The organism is Saccharopolyspora thermophila, from assembly GCF_014646075.1.
Classification (GTDB): Bacteria; Actinomycetota; Actinomycetes; order Mycobacteriales; family Pseudonocardiaceae; genus Saccharopolyspora; species Saccharopolyspora thermophila.
In genome coordinates, this window is the sequence record NZ_BMMT01000010.1 from 70,944 (window position 1) to 95,134 (window position 24,191).

General features: G+C 71.3%; 24 protein-coding genes, 1 tRNA gene and 1 pseudogene. 19 read left to right on the top strand and 7 right to left on the bottom strand.

Translation table 11 applies throughout. The features are described 5' to 3' along the window. Positions 1-17: 17 nt before the first annotated feature. The 4 genes from IEY17_RS15190 (at position 18) to IEY17_RS15205 (ending at position 4,992) form a co-directional block, all read left to right on the top strand. The gene (locus IEY17_RS15190; RefSeq protein WP_188988183.1) at positions 18-2,663 is read left to right on the top strand and encodes a helix-turn-helix transcriptional regulator; all 2,646 of its coding nucleotides are present in this window, start codon (positions 18-20) and stop codon (positions 2,661-2,663) included. 58 nt (positions 2,664-2,721) lie between these two features. Further along, a complete protein-coding gene (locus tag IEY17_RS15195) occupies positions 2,722-3,189 on the top strand; it encodes an acyl-CoA-like ligand-binding transcription factor (protein WP_188988185.1) in 468 nt (155 codons plus the stop codon). Next, positions 3,186-4,106, top strand: coding sequence for an alpha/beta fold hydrolase (locus tag IEY17_RS15200; protein WP_188988188.1), 921 nt, complete (start codon positions 3,186-3,188; stop codon positions 4,104-4,106). Before IEY17_RS15195 ends, IEY17_RS15200 begins: the two co-directional genes overlap by 4 nt. 100 nt (positions 4,107-4,206) lie before the next feature. Beyond that, complete coding sequence (locus tag IEY17_RS15205) at positions 4,207-4,992, top strand: alpha/beta fold hydrolase (RefSeq protein ID WP_188988190.1); 786 nt, start codon at positions 4,207-4,209, stop codon at positions 4,990-4,992. A gap of 93 nt (positions 4,993-5,085) precedes the next feature. On the opposite strand, the gene IEY17_RS15210 is transcribed toward IEY17_RS15205, so the two are convergent. Further along, positions 5,086-6,417: a GntP family permease gene (locus tag IEY17_RS15210; RefSeq protein ID WP_188988192.1), complete on the bottom strand. Its 1,332-nt coding sequence runs from the start codon at positions 6,415-6,417 to the stop codon at positions 5,086-5,088. Positions 6,418-6,991: 574 nt separating this feature from the next. Here IEY17_RS15210 and IEY17_RS15215 point away from each other — a divergent pair. The 3 genes from IEY17_RS15215 (at position 6,992) to IEY17_RS15225 (ending at position 10,366) form a co-directional block, all read left to right on the top strand. Next, positions 6,992-7,639 (top strand): IclR family transcriptional regulator, encoded by a 648-nt coding sequence (locus IEY17_RS15215; protein ID WP_188988194.1) that lies wholly within the window; start codon positions 6,992-6,994, stop codon positions 7,637-7,639. Between the two features lie 288 nt (positions 7,640-7,927). Beyond that, positions 7,928-8,704 (top strand): cyclase family protein, encoded by a 777-nt coding sequence (locus IEY17_RS15220; RefSeq protein ID WP_188988196.1) that lies wholly within the window; start codon positions 7,928-7,930, stop codon positions 8,702-8,704. A gap of 24 nt (positions 8,705-8,728) precedes the next feature. Beyond that, positions 8,729-10,366, top strand: a complete 1,638-nt coding sequence (locus IEY17_RS15225; RefSeq protein WP_188988198.1) for a thiamine pyrophosphate-binding protein — start codon at positions 8,729-8,731, stop codon at positions 10,364-10,366. Between the two features lie 39 nt (positions 10,367-10,405). On the opposite strand, the gene IEY17_RS15230 is transcribed toward IEY17_RS15225, so the two are convergent. Next, entirely contained in the window at positions 10,406-11,407 is a 1,002-nt protein-coding gene (locus IEY17_RS15230; RefSeq protein WP_188988200.1) for an ABC transporter substrate-binding protein, read from the bottom strand. Between the two features lie 59 nt (positions 11,408-11,466). On the opposite strand from IEY17_RS15230, the gene IEY17_RS15235 reads away from it, so the two are divergent. From IEY17_RS15235 to IEY17_RS15245, 3 genes are all read left to right on the top strand, one after another. Continuing rightward, entirely contained in the window at positions 11,467-12,402 is a 936-nt protein-coding gene (locus IEY17_RS15235; RefSeq protein WP_188988202.1) for a siderophore-interacting protein, read from the top strand. 83 nt (positions 12,403-12,485) lie between these two features. Then, a complete protein-coding gene (locus IEY17_RS15240) occupies positions 12,486-13,463 on the top strand; it encodes a sigma-70 family RNA polymerase sigma factor (RefSeq protein WP_188988204.1) in 978 nt (325 codons plus the stop codon). 43 nt (positions 13,464-13,506) lie between these two features. Continuing rightward, positions 13,507-14,031 carry an LppP/LprE family lipoprotein gene (locus tag IEY17_RS15245; RefSeq protein ID WP_229680184.1) on the top strand — a complete coding sequence of 175 codons (525 nt, stop codon included), beginning with the start codon at positions 13,507-13,509 and terminating at the stop codon, positions 14,029-14,031. A gap of 5 nt (positions 14,032-14,036) precedes the next feature. Here the strand turns inward: IEY17_RS15245 and IEY17_RS15250 are convergent, their stop codons facing one another. Then, complete coding sequence (locus IEY17_RS15250) at positions 14,037-14,828, bottom strand: alpha/beta fold hydrolase (RefSeq protein ID WP_188988206.1); 792 nt, start codon at positions 14,826-14,828, stop codon at positions 14,037-14,039. 104 nt (positions 14,829-14,932) lie between these two features. Here IEY17_RS15250 and IEY17_RS15255 point away from each other — a divergent pair. The 6 genes and pseudogenes from IEY17_RS15255 to IEY17_RS15280 all read left to right on the top strand — a co-directional run. Continuing rightward, positions 14,933-15,028, top strand: a tRNA-Sec gene (locus IEY17_RS15255). 24 nt (positions 15,029-15,052) lie between these two features. Then, positions 15,053-16,054 carry a selenide, water dikinase SelD gene (selD, locus tag IEY17_RS15260; RefSeq protein WP_188988208.1) on the top strand — a complete coding sequence of 334 codons (1,002 nt, stop codon included), beginning with the start codon at positions 15,053-15,055 and terminating at the stop codon, positions 16,052-16,054. A 727-nt stretch (positions 16,055-16,781) separates the two neighbouring features. Continuing rightward, positions 16,782-17,948, top strand: coding sequence for an LLM class flavin-dependent oxidoreductase (locus IEY17_RS15265; protein WP_188988210.1), 1,167 nt, complete (start codon positions 16,782-16,784; stop codon positions 17,946-17,948). Next, on the top strand, positions 17,945-19,309 hold the full coding sequence (locus IEY17_RS15270) for an NtaA/DmoA family FMN-dependent monooxygenase (protein WP_188988212.1): 1,365 nt from the start codon (positions 17,945-17,947) through the stop codon (positions 19,307-19,309). Before IEY17_RS15265 ends, IEY17_RS15270 begins: the two co-directional genes overlap by 4 nt. Continuing rightward, the gene (locus tag IEY17_RS15275) at positions 19,306-20,454 is read left to right on the top strand and encodes an LLM class flavin-dependent oxidoreductase (RefSeq protein WP_188988214.1); all 1,149 of its coding nucleotides are present in this window, start codon (positions 19,306-19,308) and stop codon (positions 20,452-20,454) included. The genes IEY17_RS15270 and IEY17_RS15275 overlap by 4 nt, the downstream gene beginning before the upstream one ends. Before the next feature lie 133 nt (positions 20,455-20,587). Further along, positions 20,588-20,866: pseudogene (locus IEY17_RS15280) on the top strand (hypothetical protein); the annotation flags it as partial. Between the two features lie 38 nt (positions 20,867-20,904). Here the strand turns inward: IEY17_RS15280 and IEY17_RS25455 are convergent. Together IEY17_RS25455 and IEY17_RS25460 are read right to left on the bottom strand one after the other, a co-directional pair. Then, positions 20,905-21,060 carry a hypothetical protein gene (locus IEY17_RS25455; RefSeq protein WP_229680185.1) on the bottom strand — a complete coding sequence of 52 codons (156 nt, stop codon included), beginning with the start codon at positions 21,058-21,060 and terminating at the stop codon, positions 20,905-20,907. Positions 21,061-21,093: 33 nt separating this feature from the next. Then, positions 21,094-21,258, bottom strand: a complete 165-nt coding sequence (locus tag IEY17_RS25460) for a nuclear transport factor 2-like protein (protein ID WP_229680186.1) — start codon at positions 21,256-21,258, stop codon at positions 21,094-21,096. A gap of 21 nt (positions 21,259-21,279) precedes the next feature. On the opposite strand from IEY17_RS25460, the gene IEY17_RS15290 reads away from it, so the two are divergent. Both IEY17_RS15290 and IEY17_RS15295 read left to right on the top strand, forming a co-directional pair. Continuing rightward, the gene (locus tag IEY17_RS15290) at positions 21,280-21,504 is read left to right on the top strand and encodes a hypothetical protein (RefSeq protein ID WP_188988216.1); all 225 of its coding nucleotides are present in this window, start codon (positions 21,280-21,282) and stop codon (positions 21,502-21,504) included. 36 nt (positions 21,505-21,540) lie between these two features. Beyond that, positions 21,541-22,038 carry an SDR family NAD(P)-dependent oxidoreductase gene (locus IEY17_RS15295; protein ID WP_229680187.1) on the top strand — a complete coding sequence of 166 codons (498 nt, stop codon included), beginning with the start codon at positions 21,541-21,543 and terminating at the stop codon, positions 22,036-22,038. Here IEY17_RS15295 and IEY17_RS15300 read toward each other — a convergent pair. Next, the gene (locus IEY17_RS15300; RefSeq protein ID WP_188988218.1) at positions 22,014-22,664 is read right to left on the bottom strand and encodes an NUDIX hydrolase; all 651 of its coding nucleotides are present in this window, start codon (positions 22,662-22,664) and stop codon (positions 22,014-22,016) included. The two genes, IEY17_RS15295 and IEY17_RS15300, sit on opposite strands and share 25 nt — an antisense overlap. A gap of 472 nt (positions 22,665-23,136) precedes the next feature. Here IEY17_RS15300 and IEY17_RS15305 point away from each other — a divergent pair, with 472 nt between their 5' ends. Next, positions 23,137-23,568 (top strand): radical SAM protein, encoded by a 432-nt coding sequence (locus IEY17_RS15305; protein WP_188988220.1) that lies wholly within the window; start codon positions 23,137-23,139, stop codon positions 23,566-23,568. A gap of 95 nt (positions 23,569-23,663) precedes the next feature. Here the strand turns inward: IEY17_RS15305 and IEY17_RS15310 are convergent, their stop codons facing one another. Beyond that, positions 23,664-24,026, bottom strand: a complete 363-nt coding sequence (locus tag IEY17_RS15310) for a DUF6188 family protein (RefSeq protein WP_268240360.1) — start codon at positions 24,024-24,026, stop codon at positions 23,664-23,666. Positions 24,027-24,191: the final 165 nt, after the last annotated feature.

Below are 24,191 nucleotides of genomic sequence, written 5' to 3' on the forward strand. Positions count from 1 at the left end.
GCGGCTAGATTGGGCGGATGACCGGGCAGCGCGCCGAGCTGGTCGGCCGACAGCGCGAGTTGGCCGACCTGGAGCGGCTGCTGGCCTGCGCCCCCGGCGTGGTGCTGGTGACCGGACCGGCCGGGATCGGGAAGACGACCACGGTCGAGCACTTCCTGTCCCGGCGCGGGCAGCTGCGCGTGGCGCGGGCCAGCGGGCTGCCGTGGGAACGCGGCACGGCCCTGGGCGTGGTGGACCAGTTGCTGCGCGGCTCACCGCTGCCGCGGGACGTGGCGGGGCTGCTGGCCTGGTGCGCGGAAGGTCCGGGGCTCGTGGTGGTCGACGACGCGCAGTGGGCGGACCTCGAGTCGCTGCAGGCACTGGTGTCGACCCACCAGCGGCTGGTGTCGGAGCGGGTGCTGATCGTCCTGGTGGCGCGCGAGCCCGAGCTGCCAGTGTCGGTGCCGCGCAACGCCGTCGTGCGCATCGGGCCGCTGACGCCCGCTGACGTGCGCACGCTGGCGATGCTGCACGCCGGGCGGGACCTGAGCGAACCCACCGCGCACGAGCTCGCCGCGCACACCGGTGGGAATCCGCGGCACGTGCGGGATTTGCTCGACGAACTGCCCGCGCAGACCTGGCAGGAGTGGACCGCCGTGCTGCCCGCCCCGCGGGCGGTGGCCGACGAGGTGTCGCGCGCGCTGCGGTCCTGCGCCGCGACCACGCGGGCGTTCGTGGAGGCCGCCGCGGTGCTGGGGCGCACGGTGCCGGTGGCCGCGGCCGCGCGTCTGGCGGGCATCGAGGATCCCGTCACCGCGTTGCACGAGGCGTGCGAGCGCGGTCTGGTCGCCACGGTGCCGGGACGCGGGCTGTTGGTGCTGTCGTTCCCGGACCCGCTGGTGCACGCCGCGGTCTACACCGGACTGCCGCCGCTGGTGCGGCACCGGTTGCACGGCGACGCCGCAGAGTTCGCCGAGGACGAGGCCGACCGCCTGCACCACCTCGTGGCGCGGACGCCCGCACCGGACGCCGCGTTGGCCGCCGAGCTCGACGCCTTCGCCGTCGAGCAGGCCGCGCTGGGCGCGTGGGCCGTGGCCGGGCGGGCACTCATCGACGCCAGCAGGCTCAGCCCGGACCGCGCCGACCGCGAGCGCCGGCTGGTGCGGGCGGTCGACGCCCTGGTCGGCGCGGGCGACCTGGGGCGGGCGAGCGCGTTCTCGGCGCAGATCGAGAGCCTGCCGACCAGCCCGCTGCGCGACGCGGTGCTGGCCTACCTGGCGATCCAGCGGGGCCGCCCGACCGAGGCTGAGCTGCTGCTGACCCGCGCGTGGGAGCGGTGCCGCCCGAGCGGCGAACCGGAGGTCGCGGCGCTGATCTGCCAGCGGCGGGTGCTGCACTCGCTGAGCCGCTGGCACGGCCCGGATCTGGTGGCCTGGGGCCGCCGGGCGGTGGCGCTGGCCGATCCGCAGGATCCGTCGGCGGTGGAGTCCGAGGCGATCATGGGGCTGGGTCTGGCGGCGACCGGACGGATTGAGCAGGCCCGGGAGACCTATCGGGACGTGGTCGCGCGGGTCAGCCGCGGCGCGCAGTCGCAGCGGGTGCAGATGGGCAAGGGCTGGTTGGACTTCGCGCTGGACGACCCGCAGACCGCGCGGCGGGAGCTGGAGATCGCGGTGCCCACACAGTTCCGGATGGGGTCGATCCGGATCTCGCTGTGGGCGCAGGCGTGGTTGGCGCGCACCGAGTTCGCGCTCGGCTCGTGGGACGAGGCGCTGCAGACCGTGGTCCGGGCGGCGGTGCAGCTGGCCGAGACCGGGCTGGAACTGGTCCGGCCGCTGGTGCACTGGACGGGCGCCCAGATCAACGCGCTGCGGGGAGATCTCGAGGCTGCGCAGGCGCATCTGCAGCAGGCGTCGGCGTCGGCGCACAGCTACGAGGTCATGCTGATCCCCGCGTGCCTGGCGCGCGCCCAGTGCGCGGAGGCGCAGTCCGACTACGAGGGTGTGCTGCGTGCCCTGGAGCCGGTGGTGCAGCTGTGGCCGCGGCAGGGCGTCGACGAACCCGGTTTCTGGCCGTGGCAGGACGTGTACGGCAACGCGCTGGTGATGACCAACCGCGTCGCCGAGGCCGACGAGTTCCTGCGCCCGCACGAGGACCTGGCCGCTGACCGCGGGCACCGCTCGACCCGGGCTCGGCTGGGTTACGTGCGGGGCCGGATCTGTGCGGCGCAGGGCGATCTCGACGCGGCCAAGGAGTCCTTCGAGGCCGCGCTCGCGCACCTGCGGACGCTGCCGCTGCCCTACGAACGCGCCCGCGTGCACTTCGCCTACGGGCAGACGCTGCGCCGGGCCGGGAAGCGGCGGGACGCCGATGTCGTACTGCGGCGCGCCCGCGACGGCTTCGCCGCCCTCGGCGCCACCACGTACGTCGAGCGCTGCGAACGGGAGTTGAAGGCCGGTGGGCTGCGCCCGAAGCGTTCCGCGCTGGACCTCACCGAGCTGACGCCGCAGGAGCAGGCGGTGACCAAGCTGGTGGCGGCGGGTATGACGAACAAGCAGGTCGCGGTGGAGCTGTTCATCTCGGTGAAGACGGTGCAGTTCCACCTGACCCGCATCTACGCCAAGCTCGGCATCCGTTCCCGCAGCGAGCTGGCGGCCCGCTTCCACGCCGACCCGACTACTTGACATCAGTTGGCAAGTACTTGCTATCCTGTGTCAAGTAGTCGACGCGGGAGGGTGCGGCATGCCGGACGAGCACGAGGAGTTGGCCGAACACCTGCGGCGACTGGTGTCGAACCGGCTGCTGGACCCGCTGACCATCCTGCTGGAATCCGAGGCGGCCACCGCGACCCTGCAGCGGCGCGTCGACCGGGCCGTCGGCGAGTGGGCAGCGCAGCTGCTCGGCCCCGACGACGAGCGCGCGGTGCATTTGTGCGCTCGCCTGCTGGCGGCGCTCTACCCCGACGACGGCCCGTTCAACCCGCCCGAAACGTGGTGGCGGACGCCGCTGGGGCAGGTCGTCGCACGCCGCGTCGGACACCCCGGCACCGACCACGTCCCCTACGCCACCGCCGGAGCGATGCTCGGCATTACCCGGCAGGGCGTGCATGACCTCGTCAACCGCAACAAGCTCGCGCGTCACCCGGACGGCGGGGTGACCACCGCGTCGATCCGCGCGCGCCTGGCACGAACCTCCGGAGGCTCCCGTTGACCGATCTCTTCGTCAAATCCGCCGACGTCGAGATAGCCGTCCGCGACCACGGCGGCGACGGCCCACCCGTGCTGCTGCTGCACGGCGCGGGCGGAAACCTGCTGGCATGGGAGGGATTCGCGCCGCTGCTCACCGAGCGCCACCGCGTGCTGGCCGTCGACCTGCGCGGGCACGGGCTGTCCGGCGACGGTCCGTGGAGCTGGGCGGCGGTGCTCGACGACCTCGACGCCGTGGTCGACCAGCTCGACCTGCCCCGCCCGGCGGTGGTGGGCCACTCGCTCGGCGGCATGCTCGCCGCGATGTGGGCGGTGCGGCACCCGGACTGCCCCGCCGCGATCAGCCTCGACGGGCACCGCGCCGCGGCCACCCACCCGGACAACTACGCCGACCTGCCCCGCGACCGCGTCGAGGAGCAGTTGGCGCAGCTGCGCGAGGTCTTCGCCGTGCAGATCCCGGCCGCGGCCCAGCCGATGGACGACGACCAGGTCGCCGCCCTGCTGGAACAGCAGCGGGCCTTCGCCGCGCACCAGGGCATCGACCCGCAGCTGTGGGTCGAGTCCACCCGACGCAGCCTGATCGTCCATAACGGACAGACGTGGCGGCGGCCGGGCGCCCCGGTGCTGGAGTTCCTGCACGGCGCACCGGAGTTCGCCGACGCGCTACCGGTCTTCCGGCAGGTCCCGGGCCCGTTCCTGCTCGTCCTGGCCACCCGCCTGGCCGGTTTCCCGCCCCAGTTCGACGACCTGATGCGGGCCCTGCACGCGGGCCTGCGCCGCGACCTCGCCGACCTCACCGCCCAGCACCCGACCGCGGTGGTCCGCGAGCTCGACGCCAGCCACGGCATGGTCTTCGAAAAGCCCGCCGAGGTCGCTGCCATCGTCCTCGACTTCCTCCACCAACAACCCGCCGCTGCCTGACCGGTCGAGGGCGGTAGTAGCGTGGTCGACCCGGGCACTGGACCGGCGCGGTGGCGGGCCGCAGAATCGAGCGCGGCAACCGACACCGGGAGTTGATGACGTGGAGACCGGCACCGCCGCGCTGAACGACATCGAGGTCCGCTACCGCGCGGCCGGGAGCGGTCCGGCCGTGGTCCTCGTGCACGGCCTCGGCCTGGATCACACGAGTTGGCGGCGCCAGCAGCGGGAACTCACCGAGTACCGCACGTTCGCCTACGACGTTCGCGGCCACGGCGCGACCACGCTGGGCCACGCCGACGGAACCCTGCGCCAGCTGCGCGACGACCTGATCGCCTTCCTCACCGAGGTTTCGGGGCCGGCGGTGTGCGTCGGCTTCTCGCTCGGCGGCACGGTCGTGCTCTCCGCCGCAGCGGCCCGCCCGGACCTGGTGACCGGTGTGGTGGCGATCGCCACCTCGTCGGTGGTGAGCCGGGTGGCGGCCGAGTTCTTCCGCAGGCGAGCCGACCAGGCCCGCACCGGCAACCTGCGCGACGCGCTGCGCGAGGACACCGTGGCGATGGTCACCAATCCCGCCGTCGACGTGGACGCGCTGGTCGAACGACGAATCGCAGCCGTTGGCGACGGCCGCGGATTCGCCAACGCCGCAACGGCCATGGCCGGTCTCCGAGCCGACCCCCTCACCCCGGAGCTGGCCAACGTCAGGCAACCGGTGACGGTCATCGGCGCGGCCGATGATGCCCTCTGCCCCCGCAAGGCGGCGGACATCCTGCTCGAAGCCCTCCCGAACGCCGCGTACCGCGAGATCCCGGCGTGCGGCCATCTGATGAGCGCCGACAACCCGACGGCGCTCACCGAAGAACTGCGCACCGCCCTGCACCGCAGGTGACCACAGTGGCCGGTTTCCCACCGCGGTCGTCGACCAGGCGCAGGGCACCTTCGCCTGCTCGGGCACCAGGCGCCCTGCACCCGACCGGGGTTTTCAGAACACCAGGGCCATGAGCTGGATGGGGACCATCGCGATGACCGAGGCGCACGAGACCGTGAACGTCACCGACTTCAGGGCGCCTCTCGTCGTCTGCGGCAGCAGCGTCTGCAGGAGCCAGAACGTGTTACTGGTGGCGTGGATGACGAACAGCGAGCCCGCACCCGCTGCCAGGGCGACGAAGATCGGGTCGATGCCCAGCGTCGGCATCACCGGGCCGAGCACCCCCGCCGCCGTGATCGACGCCAGCGTCACCGAGCCGATCGCGATGTGCAGCACGGCCGCCACCACCCACACCAGCAGCAGCGGCACCACCGTGCTGGTGGAGAAGTAGCCCTTGAGCAGCTCGCCGAGACCGACGTCGGTGACCGTCTGCGCCAGCGAACCGCCGACCCCGGTCAGGATCAGGATCTGCCCGCTCTCGTGGAATCCGCGTTTGAGCGCCCCGGAGATCTGCTCGACGGGCAGCGTCCAGCGCGCGATGACCAGCGCGCCGACCAGGCCGATGAGCAGGGCGATCACCGGGTCGCCGAGGAAGGCGACCACCGGCGAGGTCACGCCGAACATCTCCGCGATCGCGCCGGCGGCGATCAGCAGCAGCGCCAGCGCCAGCGGCGCGAGGGACAGGCCCAGCGGCGGCAGCGGGCGGTCGGACTCGGGCGCGGCGTCGGCGACGGGCACCTCCTCCGTCTCGTCCAGTGCCGGCTTCCAGAACCCCCGCCTGGCCAGCGCGGTGAACAGCGCCAGCGTGGTGACGATGGTGAACACGGCGGTGACGGCGCCGAACAAGAACATCCTGCCGAACGGCAGGTCCAGCACCCCGGCCAGCGCGACCGCCCCGACCCCGGGCACCACGAACACCAGGCCGACCTCGATGCCCAGCGCCATCGCCGCGCACATCCGCGCCGCGCCGTGCGGGCCGATCTGCCGGGACAGGCGGCTGGCCAGCGGCGCGGTGATCACCAGCAGCACGTCGGCGAAGATGGACTGCAGGACGGTGCCCACAGTGGACCCGAAGGTGTAGGGCAGCGCCCGCGGCCCGAAGGTGCGCACCAGCACGTCGACGAGCTTCTCGATGGCACCGAGCGAGGCCATCAGCGAACCCAGCAGCACGCCGAAGGCGATGAGCAGGCCGACCTCGGTCATCAGGTCGCCGAAGCCGGTGGTGATGGACCTGACGGTCCGCTCCGGGCCGAGCCCGGAGACGAGGCCCAGGTAGATCGCGCCGAGCACGAGCGCGATGGCCGGGGTGATCTTGGCTCTGAGGATGAGCACCACGACACCGACGATGGTGATCGCGGTGTTGGCGAAGACAACGACGTCCGACATCTCCGGTCCGATTCGTCGGGTCGGCGGGCGCCGACACCACTGCGGGCGAGCGGAAACGGGCCGCGGGTCGAGTTGTGCTCTGCCGCGACGGCGAAGACGGACCGGCGAATTCTACCCTGCGAAGGGTGATCGTCAAGTCTTGTTCCCGCTTGTTCACCCGGATACGTTGCTGCCCTGCCGAATACAGGCAACTGTTTCCCGAATAGTGGCAAACGCGGGACTGCGGAGACGGACGTCGCATCGACCTGCGAGAGTGTGGAGAAGATCGGATGACGCCCCACCGGGCACGGCCCCCTGGCGGGGGTGCGGGTCGTGAAGCTCGGCACCTTCATCGCCGCCGGCGACCGCGGGTCGGGTGCCGGCCGAGTTCGGTGCGGACGTCATCAGGGCGGCGCGCCCGCGCACGGGCGAGGAGCTGCGGACCAAGGGGGTGGTCTGATCTGGTGTGCATCACCGAGGTGTCGTTGCGCGACAGGCCGCAGATCGAGTCCGTGATGGTGCCGACCGCAAAGAAGGCGCGGTTCGCGCGGAGCGGCGCGCAGCGCGCGGTTCCAGCCGGGGTCCGGCGCTAGCCATGGCCGAGTCGTTCACCACGGGTGTCGGGGTGCTGGACCGGTCGGTGGCCATCCTGGACTGCGTGGAAAGCACGCCGATGGGCACCAGCGAGCTGGCGCGGACGTTGGGTCTTTCGGTGTCAACCACGCACCGGTTGGCCGGCGCGCTGCTCGCGCACGGCCTGCTGCGGCGCGACGCGAACGGGGCATTCCACCTGGGCCCCCGCTTCGCCACGTCGTCGCTGGCCGAGGCGGCGCGCCCGGTGCTGGAGGAGTTGTGCGCGGAATCCGGCGAGTCGGTGCAGTTGTGGGTTCGCCGCGCCGACCACCGGTTGTGCGTGGTGAGCGTCGAATGCACGCAGGAGTTGCGGGCGAGCCAGCCGGTGGGGTGCCTGCTGCCGTTGCCGCACGGTTCGTCGGCGCAGGTGCTGCTGGGCGCGCGCAACCCGGATGGTCACGACTGGGTGGAGTCGGTGCAGGGGCGCGCACCCGGTGTCGGTTCGGTGAGCGCACCGGTGCGCCTGCACGGCGACGTCGTCGCCGCGGTGTGCCTGTCGGCGCCGATCCAGCGGCTGGAACCGAGCCCGGGAGCGCGCTTCGGCGCGCTGGTCGTCACGGCGGCGGCACGCGTCGAGTCCGCGCTGGGCTCGCGCTCGCCCGGCCGGTAGCGCTGGAGTTTTCCGCTTGCGCACCACCGGGTTCGTGTCGTCTGCGGCATGAAGCCAGCCAGCCCCTGGCGTCGCACGTACCGGCCGTAGCAGGCCACGACCAACTACCTGGGCTGTATGCCGCGGCCGGACCGTTGAGTCAACGGTCGCCACGCCGGCAGGAACCGCCTGGTCCACAGTGGCAGCTGCGGTGCGCCGAATCCGGCACGGCGGAGCCGGAAACGCACGCGGGCCCGCGGACCAGGGGTACGATCACGCAGACCACCGTCCACCACCGGGAGGCTGGAAGTGGCTGTGCTCCCCGAGCTCCTGCGGGCCCTGTCCACCGGGCGCGTGCGCGTCGTCGACCTCACCGCGCGCCTGACCCCGGACGTGCCCGTGCTGCGGCTGCCGGAACCGTTCGCCAACACCATCGGCTTCTCCCTGGAGGAGATCAGCCGCTTCGACGAACGCGGACCCGCCTGGTACTGGAACAACATCCACACCGGCGAGCACACCGGCACCCACTTCGACGCCCCGGTGCACTGGATCACCGGCCGCGACGGCCTCGACGTCGCCTCGGTGCCGCCCGAGCAGCTCGTCGGGCCCGCGGTGGTGCTGGACTTTTCCGCGCAGGCCGCCGAGAACCCCGACTTCCTGTTGGAGGTCGACCACGTCCGCCAGTGGGAGCGCAACCATGGGCCGCTGCCCGACGGCGGCTGGCTGCTGCTGCGCACCGGATGGGACGCCCGCAGCGGCGACGAGGAGGCGTTCCTCAACGCCGACGAGACCGGCTCGCACACCCCCGGCATCTCCCCGGAGTGCGCGCGGTGGCTGGCCGAGGAGACGCTGCTGCTGGGCATCGGGGTGGAGACGGTCGGCACCGACGCCGGCCTGGCGCCGACGTTCGAGCCCCCGTTCCCGTGCCACTCGCTGCTGCTGGGCGCCGGGAAGTACGGCCTGACCCAGTTGCAGAACCTCGCGCTGCTGCCGACCACCGGGGCGGTGCTGATCGCCGCGCCGCTGCCGATCGTCGGCGGCTCGGGCAGCCCGACCCGGGTGCTCGCCCTGGTCGAGCAGGACTGACGACACCGAAGCGAGGAGCGCGCCATGAACGTCGCCGAGGCCGTCGGCCGTACGCTGGCCGCGCTGGGCGCCGACCACGTCTTCGGGGTGGTCGGCAGCGGCAACTTCCACGTCACCAACGCGCTGGTGGCCGCCGGAGCCCGGTTCGTGGCCGCGCGCCACGAGGGCGGGGCGGCCACGATGGCCGACGCCTATGCCCGCACCAGCGGCCGCATCGGGGTCCTGTCGGTGCACCAGGGCTGCGGGCTGACCAACGCGCTGACCGGCATCACCGAAGCAGCCAAGAGCCGCACGCCGCTGGTCGTGCTGGCCGCGGAGACCGGGGCGACGGCGATCCGGTCGAACTTCCGCATCGACCAGGACGCGCTGGCCCTTGCCGTCGGCGCCCGCTCGGAGCGGGTGCGCAGCGCGGCGACCGCGGTGGACGACGTGGTACGGGCGTTCCGGCTGGCCAGCGAGGACCGGCGGACCGTCGTGCTGAACCTGCCGCTGGACGTGCAGGCCGCCGAGCTGCCCGGCGGCCTGCCCGCACCGGTGCTGCCGGCGCTGCACCCGGTGGCGCCGTCGGCCGCCGGGGTGCGCGCCCTGGCCGACGAACTCCGCCGCGCCGAACGCCCGGTGTTCATCGCCGGGCGCGGTGCGCGGCACGCCGCCGCGGAGCTGCGTGAGCTGGCGGAGACCTGCGGGGCCCTGCTGGCAACCTCGGCGGTGGCGCGGGGCCTGTTCCACGATGACCCGTGGTCGCTGGACGTCTCGGGCGGTTTCGCGACACCGCTGGCCGCCGAGCTGATCTCCGGGGCGGACCTGATCGTCGGCTGGGGCGCGACGCTGAACACGTGGACCACACGGCACGGCGCGCTGGTCGGCCCCGGCTGCACCGTGGTGCAGGTGGACCTGGACAGCGACGCGATCGGCGCGCACCGCCCGGTGCACCTTGGCGTGCTCGGCGACGTGGCGCTCACCGCCGAGGCGGTGCGCGCGGAGCTCGCCGGGCAGCGCTTGTCCGGGTACCGCGATGCGTCGATCCGGGAACGCATCGCGCGCGGGGGCAGCTGGCTCCAGATCCCCTACCAGGACGAGTCCACTTCGGACACGATCGACCCGCGGACGCTGACCGCCGCGCTGGACCGGATGCTGCCGACCGAGCGCGTGGTGGCGGTGGACTCCGGGAACTTCATGGGCTACCCGAGCACGTTCCTGCGGGTGCCCGACCACCACGGCTTCTGTTTCACCCAGGCGTTCCAGTCGATCGGCCTGGGCCTGGCCACGGCCATCGGGGCGGCGCTGGCCCGCCCGGACCGGCTGCCGGTCGCCGCGCTCGGCGACGGCGGCGCGCTGATGGGTATCTCCGAGCTGGAGACCGCGGTGCGGCTGGGCCTGCCCCTGGTGATCGTGGTCTACGACGACCACGCCTACGGCGCCGAGGTGCACCACTTCGGCCCGGACGGGCACCCGCTGGGCACCGTAAGGTTCCCGGACACCGACCTGGCGGCCGCGGCGCGCGGGTTCGGCTGTACCGGCATCACGGTGCGCGGCGAGGCGGACCTGGAAGCGGTGCGGGACTGGCTGGCCGGGCCGCGCAGCGCTCCCCTGCTGATCGACGCCAAGGTGACCTCGGCGGAAGGCTCATGGTGGCTGGTGCAGGCATTCCGCGGGCACTGACGCGGCGGAGCCCGGTGCGCACCGGGCTCCGCGGCAGGGTCAGCGGGCCAGCTGGGCCTCGAGCTGGTCGGCCAGCTTGGTCATGATCCTGGCGTAGCTGGCGTAGCTCATCGGCGCGACCGCGTCCCACTCCACGAAGCGGTTCGCGGCGGCGGCCGGGTGAGCGGCGAACACCGGGTTCTGCTTCATCTGCTCGGGCCGCATCGAGGCCGGCCGGGTGTCGTACAGCAGGATGTCACCGGGGTAGGCGTTGGCGTGCTCCCACGACAGCCGCTCAAAGTAGCCGCCGCCGGCGGTGTCGGGGTTGTTCGGCGTCGTGATCGGCAGGCCCAGTTGCTTGACGTAGTAGTCGAGGTCGGGGTTGCGCTCGGGGACGACCACGAAGTACTCCTCCTTGGTGCCGCCCACGGCGAGGATGGATCTGCCCTCGGCCCGCATGCGCGCGCCGATGTCGCGCAGCCTGCGGGCGGCCGCGTCGAAGGCGTCCTTGTCTGCCTTCACCCGCGGCGAGTCGACGTCGCCGCCGAGGGCCCGGGCCAGTTCCTGGTACTTGGCGATGGCCTCCGGCAGTGAGATCCCGGACTGCTGCACGCCGACGGTCGGCACGATCTCCCTGACCCGCCGCTCGTTCTCCTCGGTGAGGTGCCACAGGCCGGGGAACTCCGCGTACTTGCCACTGACCAGCAGGTCGGGGGCGAGCCCGGTGAGGCGCTCCAGGTTGATCTCGCCGTAGTCGAGGCCCGTGACGTCGGTCACCTGCCGCGGGTCGATGCTGCCCGCCTCCGGCTCGGTGGAGCCGTCGTCGCGCACCAGCGGGCCGAAGGTGCCGACCGGGTTGACACCGAAGTCCTTGAGCGCGGCGGCCGCCGAGACCTGCGCGACGATCCGCTCGGGGCGCTTGGGCGCGGTGACGGTGATCCCGCGGTCGTCGGTGTAGGACCAGCCGGCGCCGTTCTGCTGCTCGCCCCCGCCGGGCGCGGTGCAGGCCGTCAGCGACGCGGCGGCGAGCAGCGCAGCGGCGGCACGGATCTTGTGACGCACACGAACCTCCCCTATGTTGTAAGGCAAGGCTAACCTAGCAGGAGGGTTCGGAGGTCTGGATGCCAGCCACGCACACCACGCAGCGGGTCGCGGCGAAGCCGAACTACCAGCTGTTCCCCGTCGAGGTGCTGCGGGTGCGCCGCCTGGGCCCCAGCTTCGTGCGGATCACCTTCACCGCCGAGTGCCTGCGCGGCTTCGGCGCCGGCGGCCACGACCAACGGATCAAGGTCGTGCTGCCGTGCCCCGGCCGCACGCTCGCCGACTTCCCCACCGGCGACGACTGGTACCAGCGGTGGCTGGCCATGCCCGAGGAGATCCGCCCGCACCTGCGCACCTACACCGTGCGGGCCTTCCGGCCGCAGGCCGCCGAACTCGACGTCGACTTCGTGCTGCACGGCGGCCCCGGCGGGCACGGCGGCCCCGCCTCCAGCTGGGCGGCCGCGGCCGCGCCGGGCGACCGGGTGGGGCTGCTCGGCCCCGACCGCCCGGGCACCGGCCGCATGTGGGGGTGCGAGTGGGCTCCGCCGCCCTCGGCCGAGCGGCTCGTGCTGGCCGGGGACGAGACGGCGGTGCCCGCGGTCGCCGCGATCGTCGAGGCGCTGCCCGCCGACTCGCGCGGCATCGTCTGCCTGGAGGTCCCCGAGGAACACGACCGGCAGGACTGGGCGGCACCGGAGGGCGTGGAGGTGCGCTGGTTCGCGCGCCACGCGGACACCCCGCACGGCGCGCTGCTGGAACAGGGCCTGGCCACGGCGCTGGCCGAGCTGCACCAGCCCCCGTCCCGCCCCGGTTCCGCCGAACTCGACGACATCGACGTGGACAGCGGCACGCTGTGGGAGGTGCCCGAGGACGACACCGCGTCCAGCCGTCTCTACGGGTGGCTGGCTGGCGAGGCCGGGGTCATCAAGAAGCTGCGGCAGCTGCTGGTCCGCGACTACGGCATTCCGAAGCAGTCGGTGGCGTTCATGGGTTACTGGCGGGCGGGTCGCTGCTGACGGCCTCCCCTGTCGGTGCGGTGGGTTACGGTCCTGCCCATCCGCCGGTGCGACCGGCCTGTCACCGCAGGAGGGGCCCGACCATGTCCGCCACCGCTGTCGACGACGACTTCCCCCGGCTGGCGGACTCGTTCCGCCGCGAGCTGCTGGCGCACTGCTACCGGATGCTCGGCTCGATGCACGACGCCGAAGACCTGGTGCAGGAGACCTACCTGCGGGCCTGGCGCGCCTACGACCGGTTCGAGGGCCGGTCGTCGCTGCGGACCTGGCTGCACAAGATCGCCACCACCGCGTGCCTGACCGCACTGGAGAACCGGCGGCGGCGCCCGCTACCAACCGGGCTGGGCGGGCCGAGCAGCGCGGTCGGCGACGATCTGGTGGAGCGGTCCGAGGTGCCGTGGCTGGAGCCGATCCCGGACACGATGATCGTCGACGACCGCGCCGATCCGGCTGCCATCGTCGAGGCCCGCGAGACCACCCGGCTGGCGTTCGTGGCCGCGCTGCAGCACCTGCCCCCGCGGCAGCGGGCCGTGCTGATCCTCCGCGACGTGTTGAAGTGGAAAGCGGCCGAGGTCGCCGAGACGCTCGGCACCAGCACCGCCGCGGTCAACAGCGTCCTGCAGCGGGCCCGCGCGCAGCTGGCCCGCGTCTCCCCGTCCGCGGAGGACAGCTACCAGCCGCTGACCGGCGAGCAGCGCGAGCTGCTGGACCGCTACGTGGCGGCGTTCGAGGCCAAGGACATCGCGTCGATCGTGCAGTTGTTCACCGCCGAGGCGGTGTGGGAGATGCCGCCGTTCACCAACTGGGTGCGCGGTGCCGAGGAGATCGGGCGACTGGTGGACCTGCGCTGCCCGGCCGGGCCCGGCGACATGCGCCTGCTGCCCGCGCGGGCCAACGGGCAGGTCGCCTTCGGGGTCTACATGCGCGGGGCCGACGACGTGTTCCGCCCGTTCCAACTGCAGGTGCTGGACCTAAAAGGGGCGGCGGTCGGCCACACCGTGGCGTTCTTCGACGTCAGCGCGTTCCCCTCGTTCGGGCTGCCGGAAACGTGCCCGCGGTGAGCGGTCGCGGGAACCGGCGTGCCGCGCGGGCCGTCGAAGCCGCGTGCACCACTACTGGAAGTCTCTGCGGTCCAACCTGATCGCCGGGCCGCTGGCAGCGGCGCTGCTGCTGACCGCCTGCGGGTCCGCCGAACCGGTCGTCCCCGTCCCACCCCCGTCCGCCTCCGCGCCCGCGCCGACGACGCCGGCACCGGAGCCCTTCGACCTGGCCGCCGCCCTGGCCCTCGTCGAACGCGAGGGCTTCACCCCCACCCCGCCGGAGGCGGAGCTGGCCGGACCGCTGCGGGCCATCCACTCGATCTGCACCGGTACCGCCAACGGCCGCTGCCAGCAGGTGTTCTTCTTCGACGGCAACCGGCTGGCGGGCACCGTCGCCGCCGGTCTCATCGAGATCACCGGGCAGGACGGGCAGGTGGTGCGGCTGTCGTTCCCGCGCTACCAGCCGGGCGATCCGGGCTGCTGCCCGACCGGCGCACCCGGCGTCCACGAGGTCCGGCTGGGCGCCGGCGGGATCGTCGCCACCCCGCCGATCCCGGAGGCCCCCAACGCGACCGCAGCCAGCGGCTGACCGCGCTAGCGGAGGGGGTGGTCGGCCAGGAAGCGCAGCACCACCGCCGACGCCTCCTCCCGCTGCTCCTCGAAGTACGCGTGCCGAGCACCGTCGAGGTAGTGCAGTTCGGCGTCCGGGATCTGCCCCGCCAGGATCGCGGCGTTGTCCGCCGGGCTGAACACGTCGTCGGTGCCGTGCAGCACCAGCGTCGGCGCGGTGACGCGGTCCAGCACCGCCCAGCTGTCGTGACCGTTGCTGGCGCGAAGGTGCCCGCGGCGGGCGTGCACGGGCATCGACGGATCACCGAGCGTGCCGTACGGCCCGGGGTTGGCGCGCACCCACTCCGGGCTGTACATCAGGTCGACCAGGACCTGCCGGGCGCGTTCCGGATCGGCCTGCGCGAGCGCCCGGGTGATCTCGGGGGAAGCCTGCAGCCCGTGCGCCCCGCCGACGGAGGTGCAACCGAGCACGAGCGCGCCGACGCGGTCCGGGTGGTCCACGGCCAGCCACTGCGCGACCTTGCCGCCCATCGAGGTGCCGTAGACGTGGGCGCGGGCGATGCCCAGCTCGTCGAGGATGCTGATCACGTCCCCGGCGAAGCGGCGGACACTGTACTCGGCGTCGGCCGGCTTGTCGCTCTGGCCGGTGCCCAGGTAGTCGAGCACGATCGTCTGGTGGACGGCGGCGAAGTCGGCGTGCACCCGGTCCCACCAGTGGTGGGTGTTGGCCTGGCCGCTGAGCAGCACCAGCGGTTCACCGGCACCCCGCACCTCGTAGTAGATCTTGGCCTGGTCGGTACAAGTCGCGAACGGCACGCCGCCATCCTACGACCGCCCGCCCGGGCCGCTGCGCGGTCCACAGCGGACGGACCGGGCGCGTCAGCGGGTGCCCGGGCGGGGCCGCCACTACAGTGCGTGGTGGAGACGTCCGGGTGCCTGGTGGCCCCCTCGGCCTTCAAAGCCGATGGCGCCGAGAACCTCGGCGCGGCGGGTTCGATTCCCGTCCGTCTCCGCCAGACCCCGCACCGGGGAGGGAGGCCATGAGCAGCACGATCCGCCTCACCCAGTACGCGCACGGCAGCGGGTGCGCCTGCAAGATCCCGCCCGGTGAGCTGGAGTCGGTGCTCGGCACGCTGGCCCCGGCGGTGAACCGGCCCCACGCCGAGCTGCTGGTCGGGCTCGACACCGGCGACGACGCAGCCGTGGTGCGCGTCGACGGCGGGACCGGCATCATCGGCACCACCGACTTCTTCACTCCCGTCGTGGACGACCCCTACGACTGGGGTCGTATCGCCGCCACCAACGCGCTGTCCGATGTGTACGCGATGGGCGGCACCCCGGTCCTGGCGGTGAACCTGTTGGGGTGGCCGCGGGACGTGCTGCCGTTCGAACTGGCCGGCGAGGTGCTGCGCGGCGGGTGCGAGGCCGCCGCGGCGGCGGGCTGCCACATCGGCGGCGGGCACAGCGTCGACGACCCCGAACCCAAGTACGGCCTGGCCGTTACAGGGCTGGTGGACCCCGACCGGCTGCTGCGCAACGACACCGCGCGGCCGGGGACGCCGCTGTCGTTGACCAAGCCGTTGGGCATCGGGGTACTCAACACCCGCCACAAGAGCACCGGGGAGCGCTTCGAGCAGGCGGTGGCGGCGATGACGACGCTCAACCGCGACGCCGCGCTCGCCGCGCTGCGCGCCTGTTCCGTGTGCGCGACCGACGTCACCGGTTTCGGCCTGCTGGGACACCTGTTCAAGCTGGTCCGCGCCTCCGGGGTGGCCGCCGAGGTGGAGATCGCCGCCGTACCGTACCTGGAGGGAGCCCGAGAGGCGGTACGCGCCGGGTTCGTCAGCGGCGGCACCCGCCGCAACCTCGACTGGGTACGCCCACACCTGGACGTGGGCCCGGCGGCGGAGGAGGACCTGCTGCTACTCGCGGACGCCCAAACCTCAGGCGGACTCCTGGTCGCCGGAGAGATCCCAGGCGCGCCCGTGATCGGCCAGATCCTCCCCGCCGACCCCAGCCAAGCCCCCATCACCCTGCGCTGATCCCACACACGGACGCCCCCTGGCGGTGCCCGTCCCCCCACCCCAGCCATACACCCCAATCCGGCAAACCTGGAAGATTCACCCGGGTCACGAGCCGGCAGGGTTCGCGACATCACCAAACTCAGATCGAGTCCCTGACCGGATCACGGCTCGAACAGCCGGTGACAGGCCGCCGACGACGCCGACACCCCAAGACGGGGCTGCCTCGATGAGGACCGGCTCTAGGAGCCGGTGACAGGGCTAGCGATTTGTGTGGTCGTTGACCAGCGCTCCAAAGATCGACGCGATTGCCCCTACCGGTTCTGCGGTAAGGCCCAGCGATACCTGGGCATGGGCCTCTTCATCCCGTCGACGGCCTGATGTAGCGCTTGCCTGCGCTGAACCCGCAGTCAGTGCACTCACGGGACGACGCCACACACCCAAGTTCCGGTCGTGTTCCCGCTCGGCGGGGGTGCGCCCACATCGTGGGCAGGTGCGCGGACTCGTTGACGTTGTCGGCGGTGCGCTCCTAGCGTTGATCTCATGGCGCAGCAGGTGCGGTTGGTCACCAGGGACCACGTTGACCTCCTCCGGGTCGTCGCCGCCGCCTGTCCCCGCCGCTGATTCCTCCCCTGCCCGGACGCCGCGCCGACGGCGCCGCATCGACCGGGCAAACCCCCCTTGATTCACCACTGTGGACAGTCGTGTCCACGGTGCGTTCCCCCGCCCGCAGGAAGGAACCTGCAAGATGGCACCACGATCGAAGCTGCACCTCGCGGTGGCGCTGGACGGCGCAGGGTGGCACCCCGCAGCCTGGCGGGACCCGTTGGCTCGCCCCGGCGAGCTGTTCACCGCGGCCTACTGGGTCGACCTGGTCCAGGAGGCCGAACGCGGGCTGCTGGACTTCGTCACCTTCGAAGACTCCCTCGGCCCGCAGTCCAGCCGCCCCGACGGCCCCGACCAACGCACCGACCAGGTGCGCGGGCGTCTCGACGCGGGCGTCCTGGCCGCCCGCGTCGCTCCCCACACCGAGCGCATCGGGCTGGTGCCCACCGCCGTGGTCACCCACACCGAGCCGTTCCACATCTCCAAGGCGGTGGCCAGCCTCGACTACGTCAGCAGCGGACGCGCCGGGTGGCAGCCACAGGTGGCGTCGCGGCACGACGTCGCCGCGCACTTCGGCCGCCGCGACGTCCCGGCGGACCCGACGGAGCTGTTCGCCGAGGCCGCCGATTACGTGGAGGTCGTGCGCCGGTTGTGGGATTCCTGGGAGGACGACGCGGAAATCCGCGATGTGGCCACCGGCCGGTTCATCGACCGCGACAAGCTGCACTACATCGACTTCACCGGGAAATGGTTCAGCGTCAAGGGACCGTCCATCACGCCGCGGCCGCCGCAGGGCCAGCCGCTGGTGGCGGCGCTGGCCACCGACGCGGTGGAGCATCGGTTCGCCGCCCGCGCCGCCGACGTCGTGTTCACCACCCCGCATGACGTGGAGCAGGCCCGCCTGATCGTCGAGCGCCTGCGCGCCGAGCAGCTCGACGCCGGGCGCGGCGAGGAGTTCCTGCACATCTTCGCCGACCTGGTGGTATTTCTGGACGACACGGCCGCAGCGGATCGCAAGGCGCGGCTGGACGAGCTTGACGGTGCCGAACACTCCAGCGACGCCCGCGTGTTCACCGGCACCCCGGCGCAGCTCGCCGACCTGCTGCTGGACTGGGCCGCGGCCGGGCTGACCGGGTTCCGGTTGCGACCGGCCGCCCTCCCGCGCGACCTGACCGCCATCACCCGCCGACTGGTGCCGGAGCTGCACCGGCGCGGCGCGCTGCGCACCGGTTACGAAGCCACCACCCTGCGGGGGCTGCTCGGCCTGCCGCGCCCCGCCAACCGCTACGCCGTCGGAGGTGTCCGGTGACCAAGCAGATCCACCTGGCCGCGCACTTCCCCGGAGTCAACAACACCACGGTGTGGAGTGATCCGCGCTCGGGCAGCCAGATCGAGTTCTCCTCGTTCGTGCACCTGGCGCGCACCGCCGAGCGCGCCAAGTTCGATTTCCTGTTCCTCGCCGAGGGTCTGCGGCTGCGCGAGCACGCCGGGAAGATCCACGACCTCGACGTGGTGGGCCGCCCGGACACCTTCACCGTGCTCGCCGCGCTGGCGGGGGTCACCGAGCACCTCGGCCTGGCGGGCACGATCAACTCGACGTTCAACGAGCCCTACGAGGTGGCCCGCCAGTTCGCCAGCCTCGACCACCTCTCCGGCGGGCGGGCCGCCTGGAACGTGGTGACCTCCTGGGACGCCTTCACCGGCGAGAACTTCCGGCGCGGCGGTTTCCTGCCGGAGGAGCAGCGCTACGAGCGGGCCGAGCAGTTCCTGCGCACCGCCTGGGAGCTGTTCGACTCCTGGCGGGGTGACGAGATCGTCGCGGACCGGGAATCGGGGGTGTTCCTGACCGACCCGCGGGCCGGGGAGTTCGCCCACCGCGACGCACACTTCGACATCGCGGGCCGGTTCACCGTGCCACGCAGCCCGCAGGGCAGGCCGGTGATCTTCCAGGCCGGTGACTCCGACGCCGGCCGCGAGTTCGCCGCCGCAGCAGCAGACGCGATCTTCACCAGGCACGGCACCCTGCAGGCGGGCCGGGAGTTCTACGCCGACGTCAAGCGCCGCCTCGTCAGGCACGGCCGTTCCCGGGACGAGCTGCTGGTGTTCCCGGCGACCACCGTGGTGCTCGGCGACACCGACGCCGAGGCCCACGAGCGCGCCGACCACATCCGCCGCCAGCAGGTCAGCGGGCCGACCGCGATCGCGTTCCTGGAGCAGGTGTGGAACCGGGACCTGTCCGGCCACGACCCGGACGGGCCGCTGCCGGACTTCGACCCCGAGCCCGGGCCGAACACCATCACCCAGGGCCGAGCCAGCACCCGCAGCCTGAAGGACCGGGTCGCCGTCGCGCGGCAGTGGCGCGAGCTCGCCGAGTCCCGCGGCCTCACCACCCGGGAACTGATCATGGAGGTCACCGCGCGACCGTCGTTCGTCGGCAGCCCCGCCACCGTCGCGGCGGCCATGGACGAGTTCGTGCAGGCCGACGCCAGCGACGGGTTCATCCTCGTCCCGCACCTCACCCCCGGCGGCCTCGACGAGTTCGCCGACACCGTCGTCCCGCTGCTGCAGGAGCGCGGTGTCTACCGCACTGACTACCCCGGAACCACGTTGCGCGAGAACCTCGGGCTGCCGCCGCTGCGCGGTGCCCGCACGACGAAGGCGGTGTCATGAGCGAGCAACCCACTCCGCTGTCGGTCCTGGACCTCTCCCCCATCGTGTCCGGCGGCACCGCATCCGACGCGCTGCGCAACACAATCGACCTGGCGCAGCGCACCGAACGCCTCGGCTACCACCGTTATTGGGTGGCCGAGCACCACCTCACGCCCGGGGTGGCGTCGGCGGCCCCGGCGGTGCTGATCGCTCTGATCGCCGGGGCGACCAGCCGGATCCGTGTCGGTTCGGCCGCGGTGCTGCTCGGCCAGCACTCACCGCTGGTGGTCGCCGAGCAGTTCGGCACCATCGCGCAGCTGCATCCCGGCCGGGTGGACCTGGGGCTCGGCCGCTCCGGGCCGGACCGCACCGGGGACCTGGTGCGCCAATACGCCGACCCGTCCGGCGGTCCGGCCCCGGCGGGCCGCGTGGTCGACGGGCTGCTGATCCCAAAACCCAGGGCCCTGGCCAGATCGGAGCGGTTCCTGTCCCGCATTCGGGAGCAGCAGCGGCTGCTGGGCAGCCCGGCTGAGGAACTGGACTACCGCGGGCAGGTGGAGCGGATCCTGCAGTACCTGGCGGGCGGGTACAAGTCCGCCGACGGCGAACCGCTGCGCGCCAACCCCGCGGAGGGCGCCGACCTGGACGTGTGGGTGCTGGGGTCCAGCGCCGGGCAGAGCGCGGCGACCGCCGGGGCGCTGGGCCTGCCGTTCGCGGCGAACTACCACGTCAGCCCGTCCACGGTGCTGGAGACCGTGGCCGCCTACCGCGGCGCGTTCACCCCCTCCGCGCGCCTGCCACGGCCGCACGTGGTGGTGTCGGCGGACGTGGTGGTAGCTGACACCGAGGAACGGGCCCGGGAACTCGCCGCGCCGTACGGGCCGTGGGTGCACAGCATCCGCAGCGGCGCGGGCGCGATTCCGTACCCCAGCCCGGCCGAGGCGGCGGAGTTCCCGTGGACCGAGCAGGCCCGCGAGCTGGTCGCCGACCGGGTCGACACGCAGTTCGTCGGCACCCCGCAGCAGGTGGCGCGAGGGTTGGCGACACTGCGCGACGTGACCGGCGCTGACGAACTGGTGATCACCTCGGTCACCCACGACCACGCCGACCGCGTCCGGTCCTACGAACTGCTCGCCGACGCCTGGGGGCTCAAAGCCCGTCTTTGATCTCCCAGGCGTCTAAGCCCACCTCCGCACCATGACCACCCGCGGGTTCTCCGACGAGGCCCACCCCGTCGGGCCCCCGGCGAGGACCTCCCCGGACGAACATGACATTCACGGGAGAAACGGGAGAGCCCACGTGAATTCGCTCGGGGTCAAGGGAATTGGCGAAGTGGGGACGATCGGTTCCACTCCCGCAGTGCAGAACGCGGTCGTCGCCACGCTCGCTCACCCAGGTGTGCGGCACATCGACATGCCGATGACGCCGAGTCGTGTCTGGTCGGCGATCAGGGAAGCGGGCAGGCCTCGATCCACCGATGGTCTTTTTGATGATCTTGTTGGTGGGTTTGGGAATCTTGTTGATCTTGTGGGCACACCACCGCTGACGGGGACGACAGCCCAGGTACTGACGCACTGACGCAGGCCCGGCACTGCGAACCGCATCGCTGCCGAAGCTCAGGGCTTGGGAGTCAGGTCGTAGCGCACGGTCTGGGCCTGGATGAGCCCGTCGCGGATGACGAAGGTGTCGACGCCGTGCGTGGCTTTGTTCTTCGACGACGTCGCTTCCCACTCCAGGAAGACGATGTCACCGGCGAGTTCGGTAATCTTCATGTCCCACTGCGCCTGCGGCAGGTCGGTGAACAGCTAGACGAAGTTCTCGCGGGCGCCTTCCTTGCCGCGCTTCACACCGGCGGGAGTGATGATCACCGCATTGTCGGCGAAGTTCGCCACCAGCGCGTCGAGGTCCTCGGCTGCGAACGCCTTGCCGTGGTCTGCGAAAACCTCGGCGGCTGTGCGCGTGTCGTTCATGGAGGTCATCTCTCTTCTGTTGTGGAGCAGGAGAATTCACTCAGCGCGGAATGGTATCAGCACGCGTCCTCTCCCCCGGCCAACGACTCGTTCGTGGGAGTCGGCGATCTGCTCCAGGGGGAAGCGCTGGGCGACGTCGACGCGCAGGGCGCCGACGGCAGCGGCGGCGGTCAGGTCTCGGGCAGCCTGCCGCTTGGCGGTGACCGGGAAGTCGTCGATGCCGATCAGGCGCAGCGTGAGGGATGACCCGCGGGAAAATTCTGGCCTTCGGCGGACGCCGCCGTGGGCCAGGAGACCGTGATGCGGCTGTGCCGCTTGTCGATGACCAAGCCGTCGGGTAGACGTTCGCCAGGGGTGTTCTTCGGCCAGACCGCGAACGCAGGAGCCGAACGGGCGGAGTGCGCGCGGACTTCGCGTGGGTGGTCCTCGTACGGACAACCCCATCACCGAGACACGAGTCCGCCGCACAGCACGCAGCCGTCCCTGGACGCCGAACCCGCCTGGGCCTTCATCCTCGACCTGACCGACGAGGACCGGATCGAGCCGACTGTGGGCACCGCCGAAGCCGCGTTGAAACCGATCGAGATGCTCGTGGCCAACGCCGGCTACGGCATCGAGGGCATCTTCGAGGAGTCCTCGATGGCCGACCTGCGCCACCAGTTCGAGATCAACGTGTTCGGTGGTGGTGAGTTCGATACCTTCCGGCCGCGTGCCGACCATGATCGCGATGCGCATCGCAGGTTCCTCCAGAGGGGTTACCAGAACAAGTGGCGCCGCTGACCAGCGCCGAACCGGTCAGCCGCGACGAACAGCCGCAGATAAAGCTGATCGAGGCCGAGGTAGTTCGGCACGAGCTCGTCGCGAGTCAGCCTGCCTTCGGCATACGACACGTTCGAATCGGTGCGAGTGGCATACCGGGCGGGGATCGTCGTGGTGGTGCCCTCGGCGAGTCGGATCGCGTCGTCGAGGTCGATACCGACGAGCCCGGTGACCTCCGCGTCGGCGAAAGGGATGTCCTCCAAGTCGCCCTGGAGGGGCAGGAGGTGCCAGTGCTGGAACTCGCGTTCGATGTAGTCGGGGGCGAGGGTGATCGCGGTCTGTCGTAGGCCGAGGGAGTGCAGCTCGGCGTAGGAGGTCTCCAGGCCGATTTCCTCGTGGACCTCGCGCACGCCGTCGGGGATCGATTCGCCGGCGTGGTAGTGGCCGCCGACGGTGATGTCGGCGTTGTCGGGCCTGTCGAAGGAGTACCGGACCGGGGCCTTCTTCTGCAGGAAGACCAGCCGGTTCCTCGGGTGGACGGCGAGCGCGGAGAACGTCCGATGCCAGGATCCTCGACGGTGGGCCTCCTTCTTGTCCTCGGTGCCGATGGGCTCGTAGCGGTCGTTGAAGATGTCGATCAGCGTCACGACTGTCCTTCGCGAGAAGAGGGCTCTGGGTTGAGCTGCCAGTACGTTCTCAGGGCGTCAAGCTAGTGCAGTGAATCATCGACAGTGATTCAACTGCGCGACTTTGCTGACCGTCGGTCACCGATGCCTTGTTCGCGTCACCGTTCCACCGATGCGGCGAGGTCGTCCTGTCGTTGTCGCGCGGATCGCGGGAACACTGCTAGCGTCCGGACCGGAGACCAGAAGGCATTGCCACACACTTCGAGGGAGGCGCATGCAACAGAAGACTTCTCGGCGACAGCTCTGAGACGTCCCACTCGCTCTCTGTACTGGATTCGTCTCGCTGGCACATCATAGAGGACGACATGTCCGCTAGCTGGCTTCATTAATCCGAGGATTGCGACCGGCAGATCAAGGACCTCTCCCAATACGGAGGAGATCATCGCCGAAACACCAACCGGCATTTCGCGCTGACTGTGGCGACCAGCCTGGGATGCAACTTTTCGTGCCCCTACTGCTTCGAGGAGAAGCATCCTTCAGTACTCGACGCGAGGTAGCGGCGCACGTCCTCAAGGTTCTCGACGCACAGCTTCCGCATATCGAGTCGTTCGATGTCACATGGTTCGGCGGAGAGCCTCTTGTGGGAAAGGGATCACTTCTCCAGCTTTCGGACGCCTTCATCCTCCGCTGCGATGAGGCAGAAGTGCGCTATGACGCCAGTATCATTACCAACGGGTTTCTGCTGGATGAGGCAACTTGCCGAGAACTCGCAGCTCAGCGTGTATCCAGCGTGCAGGTCGGTATTGATGGCCCGCCGACCGTACACGACCGGATGCGGCCCCTTAACAACGGAAGGGGCAGTTTTCACACTATCCTGGCCAACCTGCACAAGGCAGTCGACTATCTCAACGTGGAGACCCCGTAGTTGCCTGCTGAGCTGTGAGGAAGCCTGGCTGATGCAGCGCAGCAGTCGAGACCGGCACGATCCACTGAATCCCCGTTTCATCGGGATTCGACGAGTCAGGTGTCGGTGGCCTTCCAGGTGGCGAGTTCGCCGCCAGGCATGCAGACCACCTTCATTCCGCGAGGTCCGGCGACCGTCCAGGCTTCATAGGACGGGCTCGCCTGCACGTGTAGTTCGCTGCCGGTGGCAAACGTCACCGTCAGCGTGCCGTCGCTGGAGACAGCCGCGTGTTCGATGCGTTGATCCGCCAACGCTGCCAGTTCCTGGGAGTCCGCATTGGACGGTTCTGGGGAGAAGTTCCAGGAGCCGTGCGGCGTGTGGAGGGTGTAGTCGTTCTCGATGCGCAGTTCGTACCCGCCGCTGGTCTGGAAGGACACGGTGTAGTCGAAGGTCTGCGTGGTGACCTGCTGGCCATGCAGCCCGAGATCCGTCGTTGGTTACCAGCCTTCCGGTATGGGGTAGGAGCCGTCGGGGTTCAAGGAAGAGAGTAACGACGCCAGGCCGGGCCCATACGTGACGCGCAGGCCCATCCGAGGCGGTCAATACGGGTTAATCCGTGGAGATCGCCACCATGGTCGGCTACC